The 19416-nt window shown below is 53.2% G+C and carries 6 protein-coding genes; 4 read left to right on the forward strand and 2 right to left on the reverse strand.

Going from position 1 to position 19416, the window contains the following annotated elements:
- Positions 1-42: 42 nt before the first annotated feature.
- On the reverse strand, positions 43-1776 hold the full coding sequence (locus AC2TF6_RS13670; RefSeq protein ID WP_491311647.1) for a sulfatase family protein: 1734 nt from the start codon (positions 1774-1776) through the stop codon (positions 43-45).
- Between the two features lie 389 nt (positions 1777-2165).
- On the opposite strand from AC2TF6_RS13670, the gene AC2TF6_RS13675 reads away from it, so the two are divergent.
- Entirely contained in the window at positions 2166-2765 is a 600-nt protein-coding gene (locus AC2TF6_RS13675) for a DJ-1/PfpI family protein (protein WP_491311487.1), read from the forward strand.
- A 320-nt stretch (positions 2766-3085) separates the two neighbouring features.
- On the opposite strand, the gene AC2TF6_RS13680 is transcribed toward AC2TF6_RS13675, so the two are convergent.
- On the reverse strand, positions 3086-14926 hold the full coding sequence (locus tag AC2TF6_RS13680; RefSeq protein WP_491311488.1) for a DUF7507 domain-containing protein: 11841 nt from the start codon (positions 14924-14926) through the stop codon (positions 3086-3088).
- A 443-nt stretch (positions 14927-15369) separates the two neighbouring features.
- Here AC2TF6_RS13680 and AC2TF6_RS13685 point away from each other — a divergent pair, with 443 nt between their 5' ends.
- The 3 genes from AC2TF6_RS13685 to ppsA all read left to right on the forward strand — a co-directional run bounded on the left by AC2TF6_RS13685 (position 15370) and on the right by ppsA (position 19318).
- Positions 15370-15828 carry an SMI1/KNR4 family protein gene (locus AC2TF6_RS13685; protein WP_491311489.1) on the forward strand — a complete coding sequence of 153 codons (459 nt, stop codon included), beginning with the start codon at positions 15370-15372 and terminating at the stop codon, positions 15826-15828.
- 203 nt (positions 15829-16031) lie between these two features.
- A complete protein-coding gene (locus AC2TF6_RS13690; protein ID WP_491311490.1) occupies positions 16032-16469 on the forward strand; it encodes a VOC family protein in 438 nt (145 codons plus the stop codon).
- A gap of 254 nt (positions 16470-16723) precedes the next feature.
- On the forward strand, positions 16724-19318 hold the full coding sequence (ppsA, locus tag AC2TF6_RS13695; protein ID WP_491311491.1) for a phosphoenolpyruvate synthase: 2595 nt from the start codon (positions 16724-16726) through the stop codon (positions 19316-19318).
- The last annotated feature ends 98 nt before the right edge of the window (positions 19319-19416 follow it).

A 19416-nucleotide genomic window follows, 5' to 3' on the forward strand; every position in this document is an offset into this window, starting at 1 on the left:
ATCAAAATTTGCCATACCATACTGGCTTCTCTAAAAATTTGTTTAAGCAGTTGTGTGAGGGTCGGGGAAATGCCTTTTAACGGGATATAATCGCTTTTGTTGACGCTGACCAACTAGCAGATGCATCATCCGCTGTTGAATATTTCTCGTTTGTTCCGTTGCATACGCGGGATGAGCCAGGTTGCATGTTTCCATCGGATCAAGGGTTATGTTATACAGTTCATACTCGTCTGGAACCGGTTGGGTTTTGACTGTGGTGACCCAATGCGAATTCTGAATGCCAGAAGCAGTCTCTCCAACGGGGTGGAGCGTCACGTCTTTTATCCCCGGCTGGCTCCAGAATTGAGCATCATCGAAGTAGCGGGAGAACTTCCATAGTTCTTTCTTACCGTTTCTGAATAACGGTGCGATGACAGTCTCGATGTGGGTAGGCTGAATAACGGATGAATAGGCCCTCCCCAATGGACTGATTTGGTGCTGGCCTCGGGTAACATCGTCGTCCGTCATGAAATAAACCGGCTGATCGACGATTGTGGACGGGCTCTCTCCAAAGAGATAGGGAGTGAGGTCACGCCCGACAAAAGGGTGAACTTCGCTGAATGTGTTTCGCAAGCTGTTCTGAATCTCTTCGATATTAACATTCGCCAGTCCAAGCATTGTAGGCAGAAGATCCACATGGCTTGTAGGAGTGTGGAGGCTTGTAGGCTGCGGAAATAAATGTTTATTGTGAATGAGGAAGGGAACATGCAGAATCTCTTCGTAGGCACAATAAAATTTTTGATGAAGACGGCCCTGAGCGCCAAGCATTTCTCCGTGATCAGATGTAAATATAACAATCGTTTGGTCATAGAAAGAAGAGCGGGTGAGAGCATCGAACACCTTAAGCATTTGCCGGTCAGCATTTTTTTGCAATTGGTAGTAGAGTTTACGATAGAACGATTGGTCTATAATAGGCTGTAAAGCTTTTGGATACAGATCCCGGTAGCTTGCCTGACAGCGCGGTTTGGTGAAAAGCGATTCGTTTAGAGTTGGAGAAGGAGCGACTTCCGGCATAGGTTCCACTTCAAATTTAAACTGGGGCAATTGCTCCGTAATAGCGCCGTACAAAACAATATCGTGCGGATTCACAAAGGAAGCTACGAGCAGCCAGGGTTCCGCAGGATTGTCAAGACGGTTCAATCGGTCCAGGGCTTCTATAAGTTCGACCGCTTCCGCAGCGTAGATCTCGTCTCTGCCGCTTAGTCCTACCCCGGCTGATGAAGCCGAATTTCGCGGGTTTCTTCCGTGAGGTTCAGGTCCGATCCAAGTCGAAAAGCCGAAATCGTTCAAGCGGTCGGCGTTCCAATATAGGGCTTCGAGGCTTTTGTCCGGTACACCTGTCAATGGATCGTAGCTTGGAAGGTTAGTGTGAGTACCGGGTACGGTAATATCTTCATGGGATATGTGCCATTTCCCTTTATAGTACGTCTGGTACCCGGCTGCGCGAAAATAATCTCCCATCGTAGGTACCGTGCTTCTATCCAGCCAAAACATATCCGAGTCAAAAGCTTCTTTCGCGATTCCCGTTGTCTGGGTGACGCCATGAAGAGACGGATAATGACCCGTCATTAAGGTGGTACGGCTGGGTGAGCACGCTGCGCTTCCTATATAATGTCTGTGAAATTCCAATCCATGAGACTTCAAAAGTTCTTGAGCGACAAGATTCTGTTCACGCCATTCTTTGATTTCCGCGTTTTCATAAACAGGCGGGTACCGTTCCTCATCGACTAGGAACACCAAAAAATTAGGCCTTTTTAAATGTCGACTAATGGGGATCACATCCTAGGAAATCTTTTTACACTAGATTATGTGATCAAGCGAAAAAAAAGTATAACCTAACGGCGGGACTTCAAAAATGGGATACCTTCTCAAATGCTGAATCAGCTCATCCAATTCCCAATTTCGCTTCATGTGATCCCCTCCGAATAAAATTCCAGTAAGAGTGAGTATCGGAACTTAGTACTTGAAATAGGTATATCGAAGCTGTATATTTTAGACAAAATGAGACTCAAATAACTCGAAGTTCCATATACAAAAATTTATTCGGAACTTTTCTTTCTTCATGGGAACTAAGCTAACTGGCAGAAGAGTAAAAATTCTTTCCGTACGTGGACGGTGTTCTAAAAATGAAAATACAAATTGTATTGTTTGACGGCTTCGGAGAGCTTGTCTCTTTCGCACCTTTTGAGGTACTCAAAAGAGCAATAGAAGAAGGGGCTCCATTTACGGTTGAACTAATATCAAGTGAACCAAAACAAGAAATTACTACTTCGTTTGGAGTTACGGTTAAACTAAATGATTTTTTACGAATGGATAATCGTCCGGATCTGTTAATTGTACCTGGTGGTGGCTGGAATCATAAAGCTGAACATGGGGCACGAAAGCAAGCAGAGCTTGGAACCCTGACCGAAATGATTAGAGAGATGCACAACGAAGGAACGATCGTTGCGGGAGTTTGTACAGGAGGTATGCTACTAGCTGCCTCCGGTATATTGAACGGTCGAAAGGCGACGATGCACTACTTGGCGCAGAATGAAATCATTGAATACGGGGCAGAGCTCCTTCGTTACAGAATTGTTGATCAAGGGAATATTATCACTGCAAGAGGAGTCACTTCAGGACTTGATTTGGGACTTTGGATCACGGAAAGGTTTGCAAGCGCCAAAATTGCAGCTGCCGTTGAATATAGAATGGAATACGAGAGGCGAGGTGTTGTTTGGAGTTAATTTGAATTCATTTTTAGTGCTTGTCAAAGGGGAAGTGATAGCGCGGCGATGGACCCAATCCATCGCCTGTTTTCGATTCTGTGATTCTGTACGCTCCACTCAGCTATCGGGCAGTATATGGGCTCGTGATCTGCAATATCATTCACAACAGATACAGCTGTATTGCTGATGTGCAAAAAAAACACCCTGACCACAGTGGTGGAGGGTGTTAAAGCGAAATCAATGGAAGCAACCGGTTTTCGGGTTGCCTCATCTAGATGAAGAGCGATTTTGGATTCGATCAGGCAGAAATTTCCACGGTCTTTCCGTGCAGTGATCTGTTACTCCTCGTGTTGAACGATCCGAACGGTAACCGGATTGGACTGCTGGCTGCCGAAAATAAGACGGCCATCCGGGAGCCTGACAGAGAATCCGACAGGCAGCCGAAGTGAAATCAACCCATACGTAGCGGGAAGTATGGCGACAGCGAACTGAACGGTGATGCTCTCGCCTTCCTGAAGCTCTCCGAGCGGGATTCCCGCGGTTATGTCCGCGTTAGGTGCGGCCATCCCGTTAATACGAACGCTTCCGGGTACGAAAGCGAGACCGGCGGGGAGGTCATTTTGCGTAAAGATTTCAACGATTGGCGCGCGGCTTGTATTCGTAATGACGGCCGTATAGGTCAGTACATCTCCCGGGGCCGCTTCAGGGCTGTCAACATTAAAATCAATCGACGCAGCCGGTGCAAAAACGGGCAGGACGACTTCATTGGATGCTGCTGCGCCGGTATAAATGGCTGTTTCGTCCGGCAACTGGTACGTAAACGTTGCCGTAGCCCGGTTCCGGAGAAGACCCTCCGCCGGAAGCGACGTTATGGTTAAACGGAAAGCTGCTGTTACAGCAGTGCCGGGAGCCAGAAGTCCGATTGCCAGGTCGGACGGGTCTGCCGCTGGACGAGGCTCTCCGTTAACGGTCACGGAATCCGGGAGGTAGGCCGAACCGGGCGGAAGCAGATCTTGCAGGATAACATCCGCTGCAAGTGTTCCGCTGTTCCGAATCGCCACGGTGTATTCGACGACATCTCCCAGGACGCGGATTCCGGGCGATGCCGATTTTTCCGCAACGATCACTGGGGATTGCACGCTTATACCGATGAGATTGGATGCAACCACGTCCGAATAGGTATTACCGTCTGGGAGAACATACGAGCTTTCAATCCGAGCCTGGTTTTCGATTTGACCGGAATCGGGCTGCTCCGTTACCGTCACCGAGTAGGATACACTCGCTGAACCGCCAGGTCCGAGTGAGGGCAGGGATAATCCTGTGGAGAGATTGGCCCCGGGCTGGAGCTGTCCGTCGATACGGATGCTGCCCGCATCGAGCTGCGTCCCCGCCGGCAGCCGGTCGGTCAAGACGAGCGAGCTCACGGCAATCGTTCCGGTATTCGTCACCAGCACGTTATAAGCGATTTCGGAGCCGATCGTGGCAATGGTCTGGACTGAGCTTTTCACGGCTTCGATCGCATACTCGTAGACGAATACGGCGTCGGAACTGGCGGATACCGTGTAGGAATTGCCCGCATACGTGAAGCTTGCCGATGCCGTATTGACGAGCTGGGCCGATGCAGGAACGGAGGTGATTTCCAGCTTGAATCCGATCAGAACTGTGCTCTGCGGCGGAACGGCCCCCAAGGTAATTCCGGCTTGAGGCCGGGCATCCGGAAGAGCGGTGCCGTCGACCGTCACACTTCCCGGCACGAAAGATGTTCCTTCCGGCAGGAGATCAGTGACGATCATATCGGCAGCGGGGGCCTGCCCTCCATTCGTCACGGTTATGCCGAACGCAAGGACATCGCCGATTGCGGCAGCTTCTACCGTGCTGTTTTTGAGCAGGCTGACGGAGTGCGGCGTGACAGGGATCACAACCGGTTCCGAAGCAGAGCTGCCTTCATGCGTGCGGCCGTCCGGCGTCTGGAACGAGAAGGCGGACAGCGCCTGGTTTACGAGAATGCCTTCCGGCGGCATCACGGCAACCCGTACACGGAAGGAGACTGACGCCGACGCCCCCGGAGCAATGGTGCCGACCGTGATTCCCGCGGCGGGATCGGCGCCGGGAATCACGGTGCCGTTGACGGTAACGCTGTCCGGCACAAGAACCGTTTCCGGTGGCAGTAAATCCGTGATAGTGGTAAATGCGCCGGTGGATCCGGTGTTCGCCGCTGTAATCGTATATAGAACAGTATCACCGGCCGCCACGCTGTCTGCGCCGCCCGTCTTTTGAACCGTCAGAACCGGCCGAAGAACAGGAATGGTAACGGAGTTGGATACAATGGATTCGGCTTCGGCACCGCTGGCGAAAGAAACAACAGCCTGATTCGTAAGTTCCGGAGGAGACGGAAGCGATACGACGGACGCCTGGAAGGAAACGGAGACCGAGGCTCCGGAAGCCAGCTGCCCGATAGCGATGCCCGTATTGGGATCGGCATTAGGCAAGGCGACACCGTCCACGGTTACGCTGCCTTTCACGAAAGCGGAACCCTGCGGAAGCGGATCTGTGAGCACGACTTCCCGGATGAGATCGGTAGCCTTGTTCGTTACGGTGATCGTATACCGGATGGTATCGCCGAGGATGGAGCTTCGCAAATCAGTCTCCTTGACCGCTGTGACAGGAACATTAGATACCGAAACAATGACCGTGTTCGATGCGCCCGATCCCGTATTCGTCCTTCCGTCCGGAGAAACGAAAGTAAACTGCGCCGATGCCTGATCGATAAGCAAGGGAGGAGCCGGAACGGCCGGAACGAGCACCTGAAAGGTAACGGCGGCGGACCCGCCCGGGGCAATTGATCCCGTGGGTATGCCCGTAACCGGATCGGTTCCGGGCAAGGGTATCCCGTTCAGCGTGACACTGTTGGGCACGAAGGAAGATCCCGGAGGAATCGGATCGGTTACCGATGCGCTCGCTGCAAGATTGCCCGTATTCGTGAGGACAATCGTATAAGTGACGGTGTCTCCCACGGTTGCGTTGTCCGAACTGCCTGATTTTGCGACGGTAAGGATAGGCTGGAAGATCGGCACGACAACGGGATTCGATATGGATGAGAACGTAAAGGCCCCGCTTGTAAACGCGACGGACGCCTGGTTGTACAGTTGGGGAGGCGTCGGCAGAGACTGGACGGTGACTTGGAAAGTCACCACGGTCGTACTGCCTGCCGCAAGGGTGCCCACAGGTATGCCCGTAACCGGACTCGTACCGGGCCTGGCTGTGCCTCCTACCGTGACGCTGCCCGGTACGAAAGCGGAGCCGGCCGGGATAGGATCCGTTACGACCGTATTGGTCACCGCGGCTATTCCGTTGTTCGTGACGGCGATAGAGTAAGTGACGATATCCCCGAATATGGCATCGGCCGCAGTCGTTCCCTTCACGACAGATACGTTCGGAGCCGATACCGGAATGGACAAAGTGTTGGAAACGGCGGAGCCGTTTACGGTGCGTCCGTCCGGCGGCAGGAAAGTAAATGCGGCCGAAGCCTGATCCGTCAATTGCTGCGGATTGGGAACCGATGTAACGAGAACCTGGAACATGACGGAAGCCGTACTTCCGGGGAGAACACTTCCGGCGTTTATTCCGGCAGCGGGTGAAGCGCCCGGTACGGGAATTCCGTTTACGCTGACGCTGTTTTCAATAAACTGCGATCCTGCGGGAATAGGGTCCGATACGATGAGTGCGGCGGCGATATTTCCACTGTTGGTTGTCTGTATCGTATAAGTCAGAGTGTCCCCGACGGTCACATTAGAGAAATTAGCGCTTTTGACGAGTTGAAGAATCGGCTGATAGAGCGGTATCGTAACCGGGTCGGAGTAAGAAGTGCCGGAGAAAACTCCCGATGTGAAGCTTACGGCAGCCTGATTGGACAGAACAGGCGGTGAAGGCAGCGATGTAACCGTAACCTGGAAGGTGACGGTGGCAGTTGCTCCCGCTGCGATCGTTCCGGCATTGATACCCGCGTCGGGCCGCGCCAAAGGAAGAGGCGTTCCGCTGAGTGTTACGCTGCCCGGAACGAAAGCGGAGCCGGCCGGAATCGGATCGGTTACGATAACACCGGTTACCGCTTCGATTCCGTTGTTTGCCGCCGTGATGGTATACGTCAGCGCATCTCCGAATACGGCGTCCGCTGCGCTGGCGCTCTTGGACACGGCCACGTTCGGAGCCGATACCGGTATGCTGACGGCGTTGGAAAGGGCAGTACCGCTCAGCGTCCGTCCGTCGGGCGGCTGGAAGGTGAAGGCGGCGGTTGCCTGGTCGACGAGTGTTGGCGGAGACGGGACGGAAGTAACGACAACCTGGAAAGTCACTCCGGCCGTACCTGCCGGCGGGATCGGGCCGACTGCGATCCCTACGGTCGGGTCCGCTCCGGGGATCGGCTGTCCGTTCACGGTCACACTGTTGGCTATAAATGCCGAACCGGCCGGAATCGGATCCGAAATCGTCGTTACCGCCGCGATATCGCCGGAGTTGGCCGCGAGGATCGTGTAGACGATCGTATCGCCCACCGTGGCATTGGCGGTGTTTGCGCTTTTGGTTACGCTGAGTATCGGCTGATACACGCCGATGACTACCGGGTCCGATAGAGAACTGCCGGAAAAAGCTCCGGATGTGTAGCTGACTCTCGCCTGATTGGACAAGACGGGAGGAGACGGCAGGGAAGTGACGGTAACTTGAAAAGAAACCGTCGCTTCCGCGCCGGGCGCTACAGATCCGACTGCGATACCGGCAGCCGGGTTAGCGCCGGGCTGAACGATCCCGTTCAAGGTCACGCTCCCGGGGACCAATGCGGAACCGGTTGGAATGGGATCGGTCACGACCACGTTAGTCACCCCGGAGATACCGGCGTTCGAAGCGGTAATCGTGTAGGTGATCGTATCGCCTACTGCCGTATCCGTGGAACCGGCCGTTTTGGTGACCGCGATATCGGGTGCCGATACAGGAATGGAGACTACGTTGGAGACGGCGGATTCCCGGATAATACGTCCGTCCGGCGGAACGAAAGTAAAGCTGGCGGAAGCTTGGTTGACAAGCGAAGGCGGTACCGGAACGGAAGTGACAATCACCTGGAAGGTGACTAGAGTGGAACTTCCGGGCGCAATGGACCCGACTGCAATGCCCGTAGACGGATCGGACCCGGGATACGATGTGCCGTTCACCGCGACACTGTTCACAAAGAAGGCGGAGCCGGCGGGAATCGGGTCCGTGATCGTAGCGGCAGCGTCGATATTGCCGGAATTGGTTACCAGAATCGAATAGGTGATCGTGTCGCCGACAGTTGCGTTGGTTGAATTTCCGCTTTTGGCCAAGGTGAGAATAGGCTGATATACGGGAATGGAGAGAGGCTCGGAGACCGAAGATCCTGTAAAAGCGCCGGAAGTAAAACTGACCGTAGCCTGATCCAAGAGCTGGGCGGGAGAAGGCAGAGAAGTGACCGTCACTTGGAAACGGAGAACGGCCGATGCGCCTGGCGCGATAATTCCGGCAGGAATGCCGGCAGCCGGATTACCCTCAGGAACAGGCAGTCCGTTCAGGGTTACACTGCCCGGGACAAGGGCCGAGCCGGCCGGGATCGGATCGGAAATAACGACGTTGGCCACATTTTCGATGCCGCTGTTTGTGGCGGTGATGGTGTAGGCGATGGTATCGCCGACGACGGCATCCGTGGAACCGGCGGTTTTCGTAACCGTAACGTTCGGCGCGGATACTGGAATCGTTACGGGATTGGAACTGACAGATTCGCTGATGGTGCGTCCGTCCGGAGGCTGGAAAGTAAACGCGACTGCGGCCTGATCGTTCAGTCTTGAAGACGGCGGGATGGAAACGACAACGGTTTCGAATGAAACCAATATCGTCGCTCCCGGCAGAAGCGGGCCTGCCGCAATTCCGGTCGTGGGATCCGCTCCGGGGAGGGGCAGTCCGTTCACAAGTACACTGTTAGCCAGAAAAGTGGAACCCGGAGGAATCGGATCGGTTACGATGAGGCTGGCGGCAATATTTCCGCTGTTCGTTACCGCAATCGTATAAGCGATCGTATCGCCAACCGTAGCGTTGGAGAAATTAGCCGTTTTAACGGCCGCTAGAAGCGGCTGGTAGACAGGGACAAGCACGGTTCCCGACGTGCTGGACCCGGTAAAAGCGCCCGAAGTAAAGGAGACGATTGCTTTGTTCGACAGGACGGGCGGAGAAGGCAGCGACGTTACGCTGGTTTGAAAGCTGAGTACAGCCGAGGCGCCCGGCGCAATGATTCCGACGGGAACACCTACGGAAGGATTGGCCGACGGCAGCGGAGTACCGTTCAGAACTACGCTTCCCGGAACGAATACCGATCCGGCCGGTATGGAGTCCGTAGCGAGAACACCGGTCACGTTCTCGATGCCGTTGTTGGTCGCCGTTATGGTGTAGGAGACGACATCTCCGAGAACGGCATCCGTAGAAGCCGTCGTAAGCGTAACCGTCACGTTGGGAGCTGAGACCGGGATCACGAGCGTGTTGGACACGGCTGACCCGGTAACGGAGCGTCCGTCCGGAGGGACGAATACAAAACTTGCGGAAGCCTGATCGAGAAGGATTGATGAGGCCGGAACGGAGTTGACGACCGTTTGGAACATGACCGTCACCGGAACGCCGGGCGCGACGGAACCGACGGGAACTCCCGCCGAAGGATCGGCTCCGGCACGCGGAGAGCCGTTGACGGTGACGCTGTTGGCGAGCAGGACGGAACCGGCTGGAATCAGATCCGTCACGGTTGTCGAAGCGGCAATGTTTCCGCTGTTGGAAAGCACGAGCGTGTAGGTAATCGTATCCCCTACGGTTGCGTTGACGGTATTTGCGCTTTTGGCTATGGACAGAATGGATTGATATACGGGAACGGTAACAGTGTTCGATAAAGAAGAGAAAGAGAGCGTGCCGCTTGTAAAACTGACGGAACCGCGGTTCACTAGCTGTCCGGAGGCCGGCAGCGAATTGACAAGCACGCTGAAAGTTACGGCAACCGCTCCCCCCGGAACAATCAGACCCGCCGGTACGCCTGCGGAAGGGTTTGCGCCCGGCACAGGGACGCTGTTGACTGTTACGCTTCCGGGCACTAGCGTTGTGCCGTCGGGAATAGAGTCGGTCACGATCACGTTCGTTACATTCTCAATGCCGTTATTCACCGCGACAAGCGTATAAGCGATCGTATCGCCCACGACCGCATCCGTGGCGCTTGCGCTTTTGCTCATGACAACATTAGGAGCGGAAACCGGGATCACGACGGTGTTGGACGAAGCGGAGCCGGAAACCGTCCGTCCATCCGGAGGCTGATAAGTATACGACACGGCGGCCTGATCGACTAACTGTGGAGGCGTAGGCACGGAAGTAATCACCACCTGAAATGTCAGAGTCGTTGAAGCGCCGGGTGCCAGAGTGCCCGCGGCGATGCCGCCGGCGGGATTGGCTCCCGGAAGGGGGACTTGGTTGAGGGCGACGCTGTTGGACACAAGCGAACTGCCGACCGGAATCGCATCGGTAATCGAAGCGGTAACGCCGATATTTCCGCTGTTGGAGGCTGTGATCGAGTAGGTGACAAGATCACCCACGGTTCCTTGCGAGAGATTTGCGCTTTTCTTTACGGTAACGATGGGTTGGTAGACAGGAAGACTGACCGTATTCGAGGCTGCCGAACCGCTGAAGGAACCGCTCGTGTAGCTGACGGATGCTTGATTTACGAGCTCCGGCGGGGACGGCAGCGACGTGACCTGCACTGAGAAGACGATTGTCGATGAAGCTCCGGCCGCAATGGTCCCTGCAGAGATACCGTTAGCCGGATTAACGGCCGGAACGGCGGTGCCGTTTACTTTTACGCTTCCTGTAACGAAGACGGAGCCGGCCGGAATCGGATCGGTTACCACGACGTTCGACACGGCACCCGTCCCGCTGTTGGAAACCGTCAGCGTATAAGTTACCACATCCCCCGGAATCGCATCGGGTGCGGACGGGCTATTCACGATCGTAACATTCGGCAGAGAGACGGGAAGCGTAACACTATTGGATGAGACGGAGCCGGTCAGTGAGCGTCCATCGGGTGGACGGTAGGTATAGGAGACTTGGGCCTGATCGGTCAAAACAGGCGGTGCGGGCAGCGTGTTGACGACGGTCTGGAATGTTACCGTCACGGCTGCTCCCGGTCGCGCGGAACCCGCGGCGATGCCTGTGGCTGGATTGGCTCCCGGGACCGGAACACCGCCAACCGTCACACTATTGGCGACAAAAGATGAACCGGCCGGGATCGGATCGGTCACGGTAACCTGGACGGCCAGATTGCCCGAATTCGTTACAGTGACAGTATAGGTAACGGTATCGCCGACGGTGACACGTGAGGCGCCGGCGCTTTTCACAGCGGCCAGAACCGGCTGATAAACAGGCACAATCAGAAGATCGGAGACGGCCGTTCCGGAAAACGCTCCGCTGGTAAAGCTGGCGGAAGCCTGGTTGCTAAGCTGCGGCGGGGAGGGCAGTGTATTGACCTGTACGGCAAACGTTACGGCCGCGGAAGCGCCTGCCGCAATGCTTCCGACGGGAATGCCCGCGGCAGGACTTGCGGTAAGCAGAGGCGCCCCCCGTACATTCACGCTTCCCGTTACGAACGAAGAGCCCGCCGGAATCGGATCGGTCACCACGACACCCGATACGGCTTCTATCCCGTTGTTCGTGACGACAATCGTGTACGTCACCGTATCGCCGATTACCGCATCTGTGGCGGAAGCGGTTTTGACAACCGATACGTTGGGCGCCGAAACCGGGATGGTAAGCGTATTGGACGACACCGTGCCGGTCAGAGTTCTTCCGTCCGGAAGACGGTACGTGTACGCGGCGGCGGCTTGATCGAATAGCTGCGGCGGGGAGGGCAAGGAATTTACTATCGTCTGAAAAGTAACGGTTGATGTCGTTCCCGGCGAAACGGTTCCGACGGATATTCCCGTAACCGGATCGGCGCCGGCCAGCGGCAGTCCGTTAACCGTTACACTGTTCGGGGCGAACGAGGAACCGGCGGGAATCGGGTCCGTCAGCGTAATGCTCGCGTTGTAGTTGCCGCTATTCGTCAAACTCACCGTGTAGGTCACACTGTCTCCGACAGTAGCTTTTGCCGTATCGGCGCTCTTGACGGCCGAGAGCACGGGTTGGTAAACCGGAACAGATACCGTATTGGAAACGGAAGAGCCGGTAAAAGCGCCGGATGTAAAACTGACGGTTGCCTGGTTTCCCAGCGTGGCGGGCGAGGGCAGCGAGGTAACGGTAACCGTAAATTGCAGCGTCGTCGAAGCTCCGGCGGCGATAGCGCCTACCGGCACTCCCGCGGCGGGAGTGGCCGCCGGGACAGCGGTCCCGTTAACCGTTACACTGCCGGTATTGAATGTGGTGCCGGCCGGAACCGGGTCGGTTATCACGACGCTGGTTACCGGGACACTGCTGCCGTTGGCGGCGACAACCGTGTACGTAATGACGTCTCCGACAGTGACAGCTGTGTTGGAAACCGATTTGACGGCTGTGACGTTTGGCGCCGATACCGGAACGGACACTTCATTGGAAACGGCGCTTCCGGTGAGCGTTCGCCCGTCCGGGGGCTGGTACGTGTAGGACACGGTCGCCTGATCCACGAGCCGGGATGTGGCGGGCAGGGAAGTGACGACCGTCTGGAACGTGATGACGGAGCTTGCACCGGCCGCCAAACTTCCCGCGGCGAATCCCGCTGCCGGATTCGCCGCCGGTAAAGACGTGCCGCCAACCGTCACACTGCCGGCAAGAAACGTGGAGCCGCCCGGAATCGGATCACTCACGTTAAGGGAGACGGGAAGGTTGCCGGAGTTTTTTACAGTGACGGTATAAGTGAGGGTCGCACCGACCGTTGCGCTTGCGGGACTGACGCTTTTCACCGCTGAAACGATCGCTTGGTAGACAGGCAGCGTGATCGTATTGGACAAGGACGAGCCGGTAAAAGCGCCGGACGAAAAGCTGACAGTCGCCTGGTTGGAGAGCTGAGCGGGCGAAGGAACGGATGTTACATTAACACGGAAAGTGACCACTGCTGAAGAGCCCGCCGCGATGGAAGCGACGGGAACCCCTGTCGCCGGATTTGCGGCTGGAACCGCCGTCCCGTTCACGGTTACGCTGCCGGTAACGAATGAGGAGCCGGCCGGAATCGGATCGGTTACGACCACACCGGTGACGGCCGTAATCCCGTTATTCGTCGCCGTAATGGTGTAAGTCACGGTGTCTCCGACGACAGCGTCCGTTGAACCGGCGGTTTTGACCACGGCAACGTTCGGCGCCGAGACGGGAATGGACAGCGTGTTGGATACCGCCGAACCGGAAAGCGTCCGTCCGTCGGGAGGAGAATACGTGTAGCTGACCGTGCCCTGATCGGTTAGTCTTCCCCCGGTGGGGACAGACGTCATGATCGTTTGAAACGTGACGGTAACGACGCCCCCTCCGGAATCGATGTTCCCGACGGAGAACCCCGTCGCCGGATTTGCGGCCGGCTGGGATGTACCGTTGACGGTTACACTGCCCGTCACAAATGTGGACCCTGCGGGAATGGGATCGGTCAACGTGGCGGCCGCACGGATACTCCCCGTGTTCGTAGCCGTCAAGGTGTAAGTAACCGTATCTCCCACGGTCGCGGTAGAAGTGTTTGCCGTTTTGACGAGTCCGATAACCGGCTGATAGACTGGGACGGCAAGTGTGTTGGAGGGAACGCTCCCCGAAATAACCGGTCCTCCGGTTACACTCTGAAACGAGAAACTGGCAGTCGCCTGGTTCGAAAGCTGCGCGGGCGATGGAAGGGAGGTCACGGTCACCCGGAACGTCACGGTGGTCGTACTGCCCGCGCTTATCGTTCCGAGCAGAATGCCGGTCGAAGGATCGGTACCCGTTCGAGCGGTCCCGTTGACCGTCACACTGTTCGGGGCGAGTGTGGAACCGGCCGGAATCGGATCGGTGAAGACCGTGTTGGAGGCGTCGACCAATCCGGTATTCCTAACGGCGATAGTGTACGTGACCGCATCGCCGATGACGGCTCCGGTTACGCTGGCGGTTTTAGTCACGGTGACGAGGGGAGCGTTAATATCGATTTGAATGGCGTTCGCATTCACGATATATCCGTCCCCGGACGTCGTCAGTTGTAAAATTGCGGAGGTCTGGGAGTTTTTCAGCGTCGAGGATATGTCCACGTTGGTGATATCCCATCCCTGGCGCCCGCCGGTGATCAACGTGCCCGGAGCTCCGTTTACGGCGTTGCGCGTACCGAACGTTCCGGTTGTATCGAGCGTGCCGTCATCTTTGTTGATTTGGGACGCGAAAAAGTTGGCGGCGAAATTGTTGGCCCCCGATAAAGCCGTCAGACTCGATGTCGTCGGACCGAACAGAGCCTGGTCCCCGGTTTTGTTGGCGTCTCCTTCCTGTGCGCTGATTAACGCACGGCCTTTTAGCGTCCCTTGCGCCGGAGTGGCGAAGCCGGAGATGACCACATTGACGGGCCCCGAAGTCGACTGGACAATCTCCGCGCCCACACCCAGCGAGAGGTTCCGGAAGGGAAGACTCGGGTTCTGGTACACTACCGCCAGGGTCCATCCGGCGTGGTTGGCTGTGGGGTCCGGAACGGCAAGCGTGCCAACGATGCTTTTGGCCGTGTAGGTTCCCGCGCCTCCGGCACTGACCAGAGCCGTTACATTAGCCGTGCGGACGTATGCCAGAACAGAGCTTGGAGAGACCGCAAACGTCACGTTATAGACGGTAGCGGCATCCTGAGTTACGCTCGATGTGCCCGCCGGTGTGGTGAAGGTGATGGGATTGTTGATAAAAGCGGTATTGTTGACCGTGCCGTCCAGGTAAGAGCCGCCCCAGATGAGCTCTGCGTACAATACCGTACTTCCTGCGGGCAGAGTGAGAACTGCGGCAGAGCTGTTGGAGGTGTATAGGCTTGTTGTTCCTGCCGGATATGTACCGTACTGAAGTGTCGTATCCGTTGTTATGTAAGCCCCTATACTGTCTACTGTTCCTGGAACTCCGGCAGTTTCGGATCGGCTCAATCCGAGCGTGTTGCCTGTAAATGTAATGGCGCCTGTCTGGTTTGCGGCATATCGCTGCAAAAAAGCCATCGCTGCATATCCTCCAAGTTAGATAATGATCGACTTCCGATTAATGGAAGGTTCGACTATATCTATGAAAGGGATTCTTGACCCTATGCATACAAAGAGAACCAAAAATAAAGTAGAAACTCCGAAACGTATGGATTTAAACGAATGAAAATGGGATAACCGAAGGCCTATATAACGTGGTTCACTCTCGCATTCGCCTAATCGTACAAGTTCGCGATTTGAGTGCTAAGGATGGCCTCAAAACTTGCCGTTGCCGTAATAGGCAAGTTCGTTGGCTATTGTGTGCGGCGGCGGATTATCGCTGATCGACCCGGTAAGCGAGAAGTGTCCTAAGCGACATCGAAGAGTCCGGATGTCGGGCACTGATGCGAGTGATTTTTATGTGATACAATAAGGGGGATATTTTGGAAATTAAACAAGTGTTGGGAGAAAGGATGATACCCATGTATGAGCGTTTGGCAGACAAACTGAAGACGACTTCCGCTTTAAGATGGTTTCCTAATCACGGAGCGGAAGAGAGCTGGATAGCGGAAGCGGAAGAGGAATTAGGATTCAGCCTGCCTCCGTCTTACCGCTGGTGGCTGGTTCATTACGGAAATGCCTGGTTGAACGGCGGGCATGTTCTAACGATCGCTTCTCCGGAGCATAGGGAGTATAACGACAGCGACCTTCTTTATATACATAGGTTGAACAAAGCCGAGGAGTGGTGGGTAAGTCGGTTTCCCAACAGACTGGACTTGTTCGTTCCGGATAGTGACGAGCTTTATTTTTTTGATACGTCTTCCAGAGATGAACAGGGTGAGTTTCCGATTATGCGCTATGATCTCATGAATGATTGGATCGACACGTATGCTTTGACGTTTGCGGAGTTTTTAGAACAGTTGATCGACGAGCGTTCTTAAATAAGAAACGCATGACCAATTCAATAGCCCGAAAAGCCGCCAAAACGCCGCAGAAGGCGGTATATGAAGCTTACGAAGCCAGAGCTGGTGGAGTTGTTAATCCAATCGGAGCCATACATGCGCAAAATTGAAAAGTACCAGTAAACAGCTTGTAATGTAATATAGCTTGGTTGCAAAAAACAGGAACATAGGAGGTATGAGATGTGAAGATTCATAGACTAGATCATGTGGGTGTAATCGTAAATGATCTCTCTGCCGCTAAAGAGTTTTTTATCGATTTTGGTCTTGAAGTGCAAAGGGAATGGGAATCGGAAGGAGCGTGGATGGATCAGATAGTTGGGCTTAATGACGTTAAAGCAGCATGTGTAGGATTGCGGACGCCAGACGGTCAGGCATGGATAGAGCTAATCAAATTTTATACGCCGTCAGATGAACAAGATATTCAGAAACCTTTTGCAAATACCCTGGGTATCCGGCATATTGCATTTGCTGTTGAAGATATTGAAGCTATAGTTGCCAAATTAAAAAAGAAAGGTACGGAAATCTTTAGTGAGATAGAGCAATATGAAGAAAGTTATAAGTTATGCTACGTTCGTGGGCCAGAGGGAATTATTGTGGAGTTGGCGGAGCGAATCAGATAAATCTATTTGATTCCCCAGTTAACTCAGGAACATCTATTCACACAAACACTAATGATAGCGGGAAAACAAGAAAAGAACCTGAGTAGTTGTCTCAGGTTCTTTAATATTGCATATAAACAAACACGATGATATAATCAGATCACGACTGTTTTTGTTAATTTAGACATAAAAATGCATCTTATACTTTAAGTATACCGTGCCGGTGAACTCTTGTCAAATGTTTTTCTCAATTTAATGGTTAGGGGAGATATCGAATGAGTTCTTTGGTTCTCGGTTTTCAGGAAATGGAAAAAACGCAGCTTATGCTTGTTGGCGGAAAAGGGTTAAATTTAGGGGAATTATCAAAAATGGAAGGAATACAAGTACCGGAAGGATTTTGTGTCACAACAGCGGGATATCAAAAAGCCATCGAACCAAACGAAACGTATCATGCATTGCTCAATCGACTAACCCTGCTAAAAGTAGAAGATCGAATCCAAATTGGTGAAATCAGCAAGAAGATTCGACAAATCATTATGGAGGTCGAAATTCCTTCCGATGTTGCGAAAGCAGTTACTCACTATCTCTCCCGGTTTGGTGATGAACATGCTTATGCCGTGCGTTCTAGTGCGACTGCCGAAGATTTACCGCATGCTTCTTTTGCCGGTCAACAAGACACTTATTTAAATATCATCGGCGTCGATGCTATCTTGCAGCATATCAGCAAATGCTGGGCTTCCCTGTTTACGGATCGCGCGGTCATCTACCGTATGCAAAATGGATTTGACCACAGTCAAGTTTATTTATCCGTTGTCGTTCAAAGGATGGTTTTCCCGCAGGCTTCAGGGATTTTATTTACCGCCGATCCGATTACATCTAACCGAAAGCGGCTATCCATCGATGCCGGTTTTGGACTCGGAGAAGCTCTGGTCTCCGGCTTGGTATCCGCCGATTGTTATCAAGTGCAGGAAGGGGAGGTCGTCGATAAGAGGATAGCAACCAAAAAATTGGCTATCTATGGACGGAAAGAAGGCGGAACAGAGACCCGGCAGATCGATCCCGATCAGCAAAAGACTCAAACACTTACCGAACAACAAATTTTACAACTGGCACGCATCGGAAGACAGATCGAAGCTTATTTCGGCCAGCCGCAAGATATCGAATGGTGTTTAGCCCATGATACATTTTATATTGTCCAGAGTCGGCCGATCACGACTTTATACCCGATCCCTGAAGCGAATGATCAAGAAAATCACGTCTATGTATCTGTCGGTCATCAACAAATGATGACAGATCCCATAAAACCATTGGGATTGTCTTTTTACCTGTTAATTACTCCTGCACCTATGCGTAAAGCCGGTGGGAGGTTGTTTGTTGATGTTGCACCTAGGCTGGCTACACCTGTCGGCCGGGAAACTTTATTAAATGCCCTGGGATCCGATCCGCTCATAAAAGGCGCACTCAAGACCATCATAGAGCGAGATTTTATAAAATTGATACCAAATGATCAAACAGCACCGATTCCGGGCAGAAGTAATACAGATATGCTGGCACAATTCGAGAACGATCCGACAATCGTTTCTGATTTGATTAAGCGTAGTCAAACATCGATAGAAGAGTTAAAACAAAACATCCAAGCGAAATCGGGATCGGATTTGTTCGATTTTATTCTGGAAGATATCCAGCAATTAAAGAAGATCTTATTTGACCCCCAAAGTACTGCCGTGTTTATGGCTGCTATAAATGCTTCATCATGGATCAATGAGAACATGAAGGAGTGGTTAGGCGAAAAAAACGCGGCAGATACGCTTTCTCAATCTGTACCGGGCAATATTACTTCGGAAATGGGTCTGGCGCTAATGGATGTCGCGGATGTGATTCGTCCTTATCCGGAAGTGATTGATTATTTGCAGCATGCAAAAGAGGATAACTTTCTGGAGGAACTGGTTAAGTTTGATGGGGGAAGAGAAACCCGAGACGCTATCTACGATTATCTCAGCAAATACGGAATGCGATGCTCCGGAGAAATCGATATTACGAGAACTCGCTGGAGTGAAAAACCAATTACACTTGTTCCCCTGATTCTTGGTAACATCAAGAACTTTGAGCCTAATGCCGGCAAGCGAAAATTTGAGCAAGGGCGCCGGGAAGCTTTGGAAAAAGAACAAGAGTTAATCGATCGATTGAAGCAATTACCGGACGGTGAACAAAAAGCCAAAGAAACAAAACGAATGATCGACCTCATCCGGAATTTCATCGGCTACCGGGAATATCCCAAATACGGTTATGTTAGCCGCTACTTCGTTTATAAGCAGGCTTTACTGAAAGAAGCCGAACAACTCGTACAAGCGGGCGTTATTCAGGAAAAAGAAGATATATACGATCTCACTTTTGAAGAACTTCACGAAGTCGTACGCACAAATCAACTGGATGATCCCATCATCAGCAAACGAAAAGACCAGTACAAATTATATGAAAAACTAACTCCGCCACGTGTTATCACGTCTGATGGTGAAATCATTGCAGGTGAGTACAAACGAGAAAATCTCCCAGCCGAAGCTATAGCAGGTCTGTCTGTTTCTTCCGGAATTATAGAGGGACGAGCACGTGTCATCTTAAACATGGAAAATGCCGATCTGGAAGATGGAGATATATTAGTCACCTCCTTTACTGACCCTGGCTGGACACCATTATTTTTATCCATAAAAGGTCTAGTCACCGAAGTTGGCGGACTGATGACCCATGGAGCGGTTATCGCGCGTGAATATGGCTTGCCGGCAGTTGTCGGGGTGGAAAATGCCACCAGACTGATCAAAGACGGGCAACGAATTCGCGTGAATGGAACAGAAGGATACATTGAAATATTGTAATGGTTGCCGATCACCAAACGCCAGTCCGGTTTACGGTGAGGCGCGCGAATCAGCTCCGATTCGCGCGTATGCAAACAGCCTTGGCCGACTAATGGCCA

The sequence above is a fragment of the Paenibacillus sp. JNUCC 35 genome, assembly GCF_058269095.1.

Bases quoted from the DNA above. Each gene is read 5' to 3' on its own strand.
- AC2TF6_RS13685 (WP_491311489.1), top strand. From the start codon at position 15,370: ATGTATGAGCGTTTGGCAGACAAACTGAAGACGACTTCCGCTTTAAGA.
- AC2TF6_RS13680 (WP_491311488.1), bottom strand. From the start codon at position 14,926: ATGGCTTTTTTGCAGCGATATGCCGCAAACCAGACAGGCGCCATTACA.
- AC2TF6_RS13675 (WP_491311487.1), top strand. From the start codon at position 2,166: ATGAAAATACAAATTGTATTGTTTGACGGCTTCGGAGAGCTTGTCTCT.
- ppsA (WP_491311491.1), top strand. From the start codon at position 16,724: ATGAGTTCTTTGGTTCTCGGTTTTCAGGAAATGGAAAAAACGCAGCTT.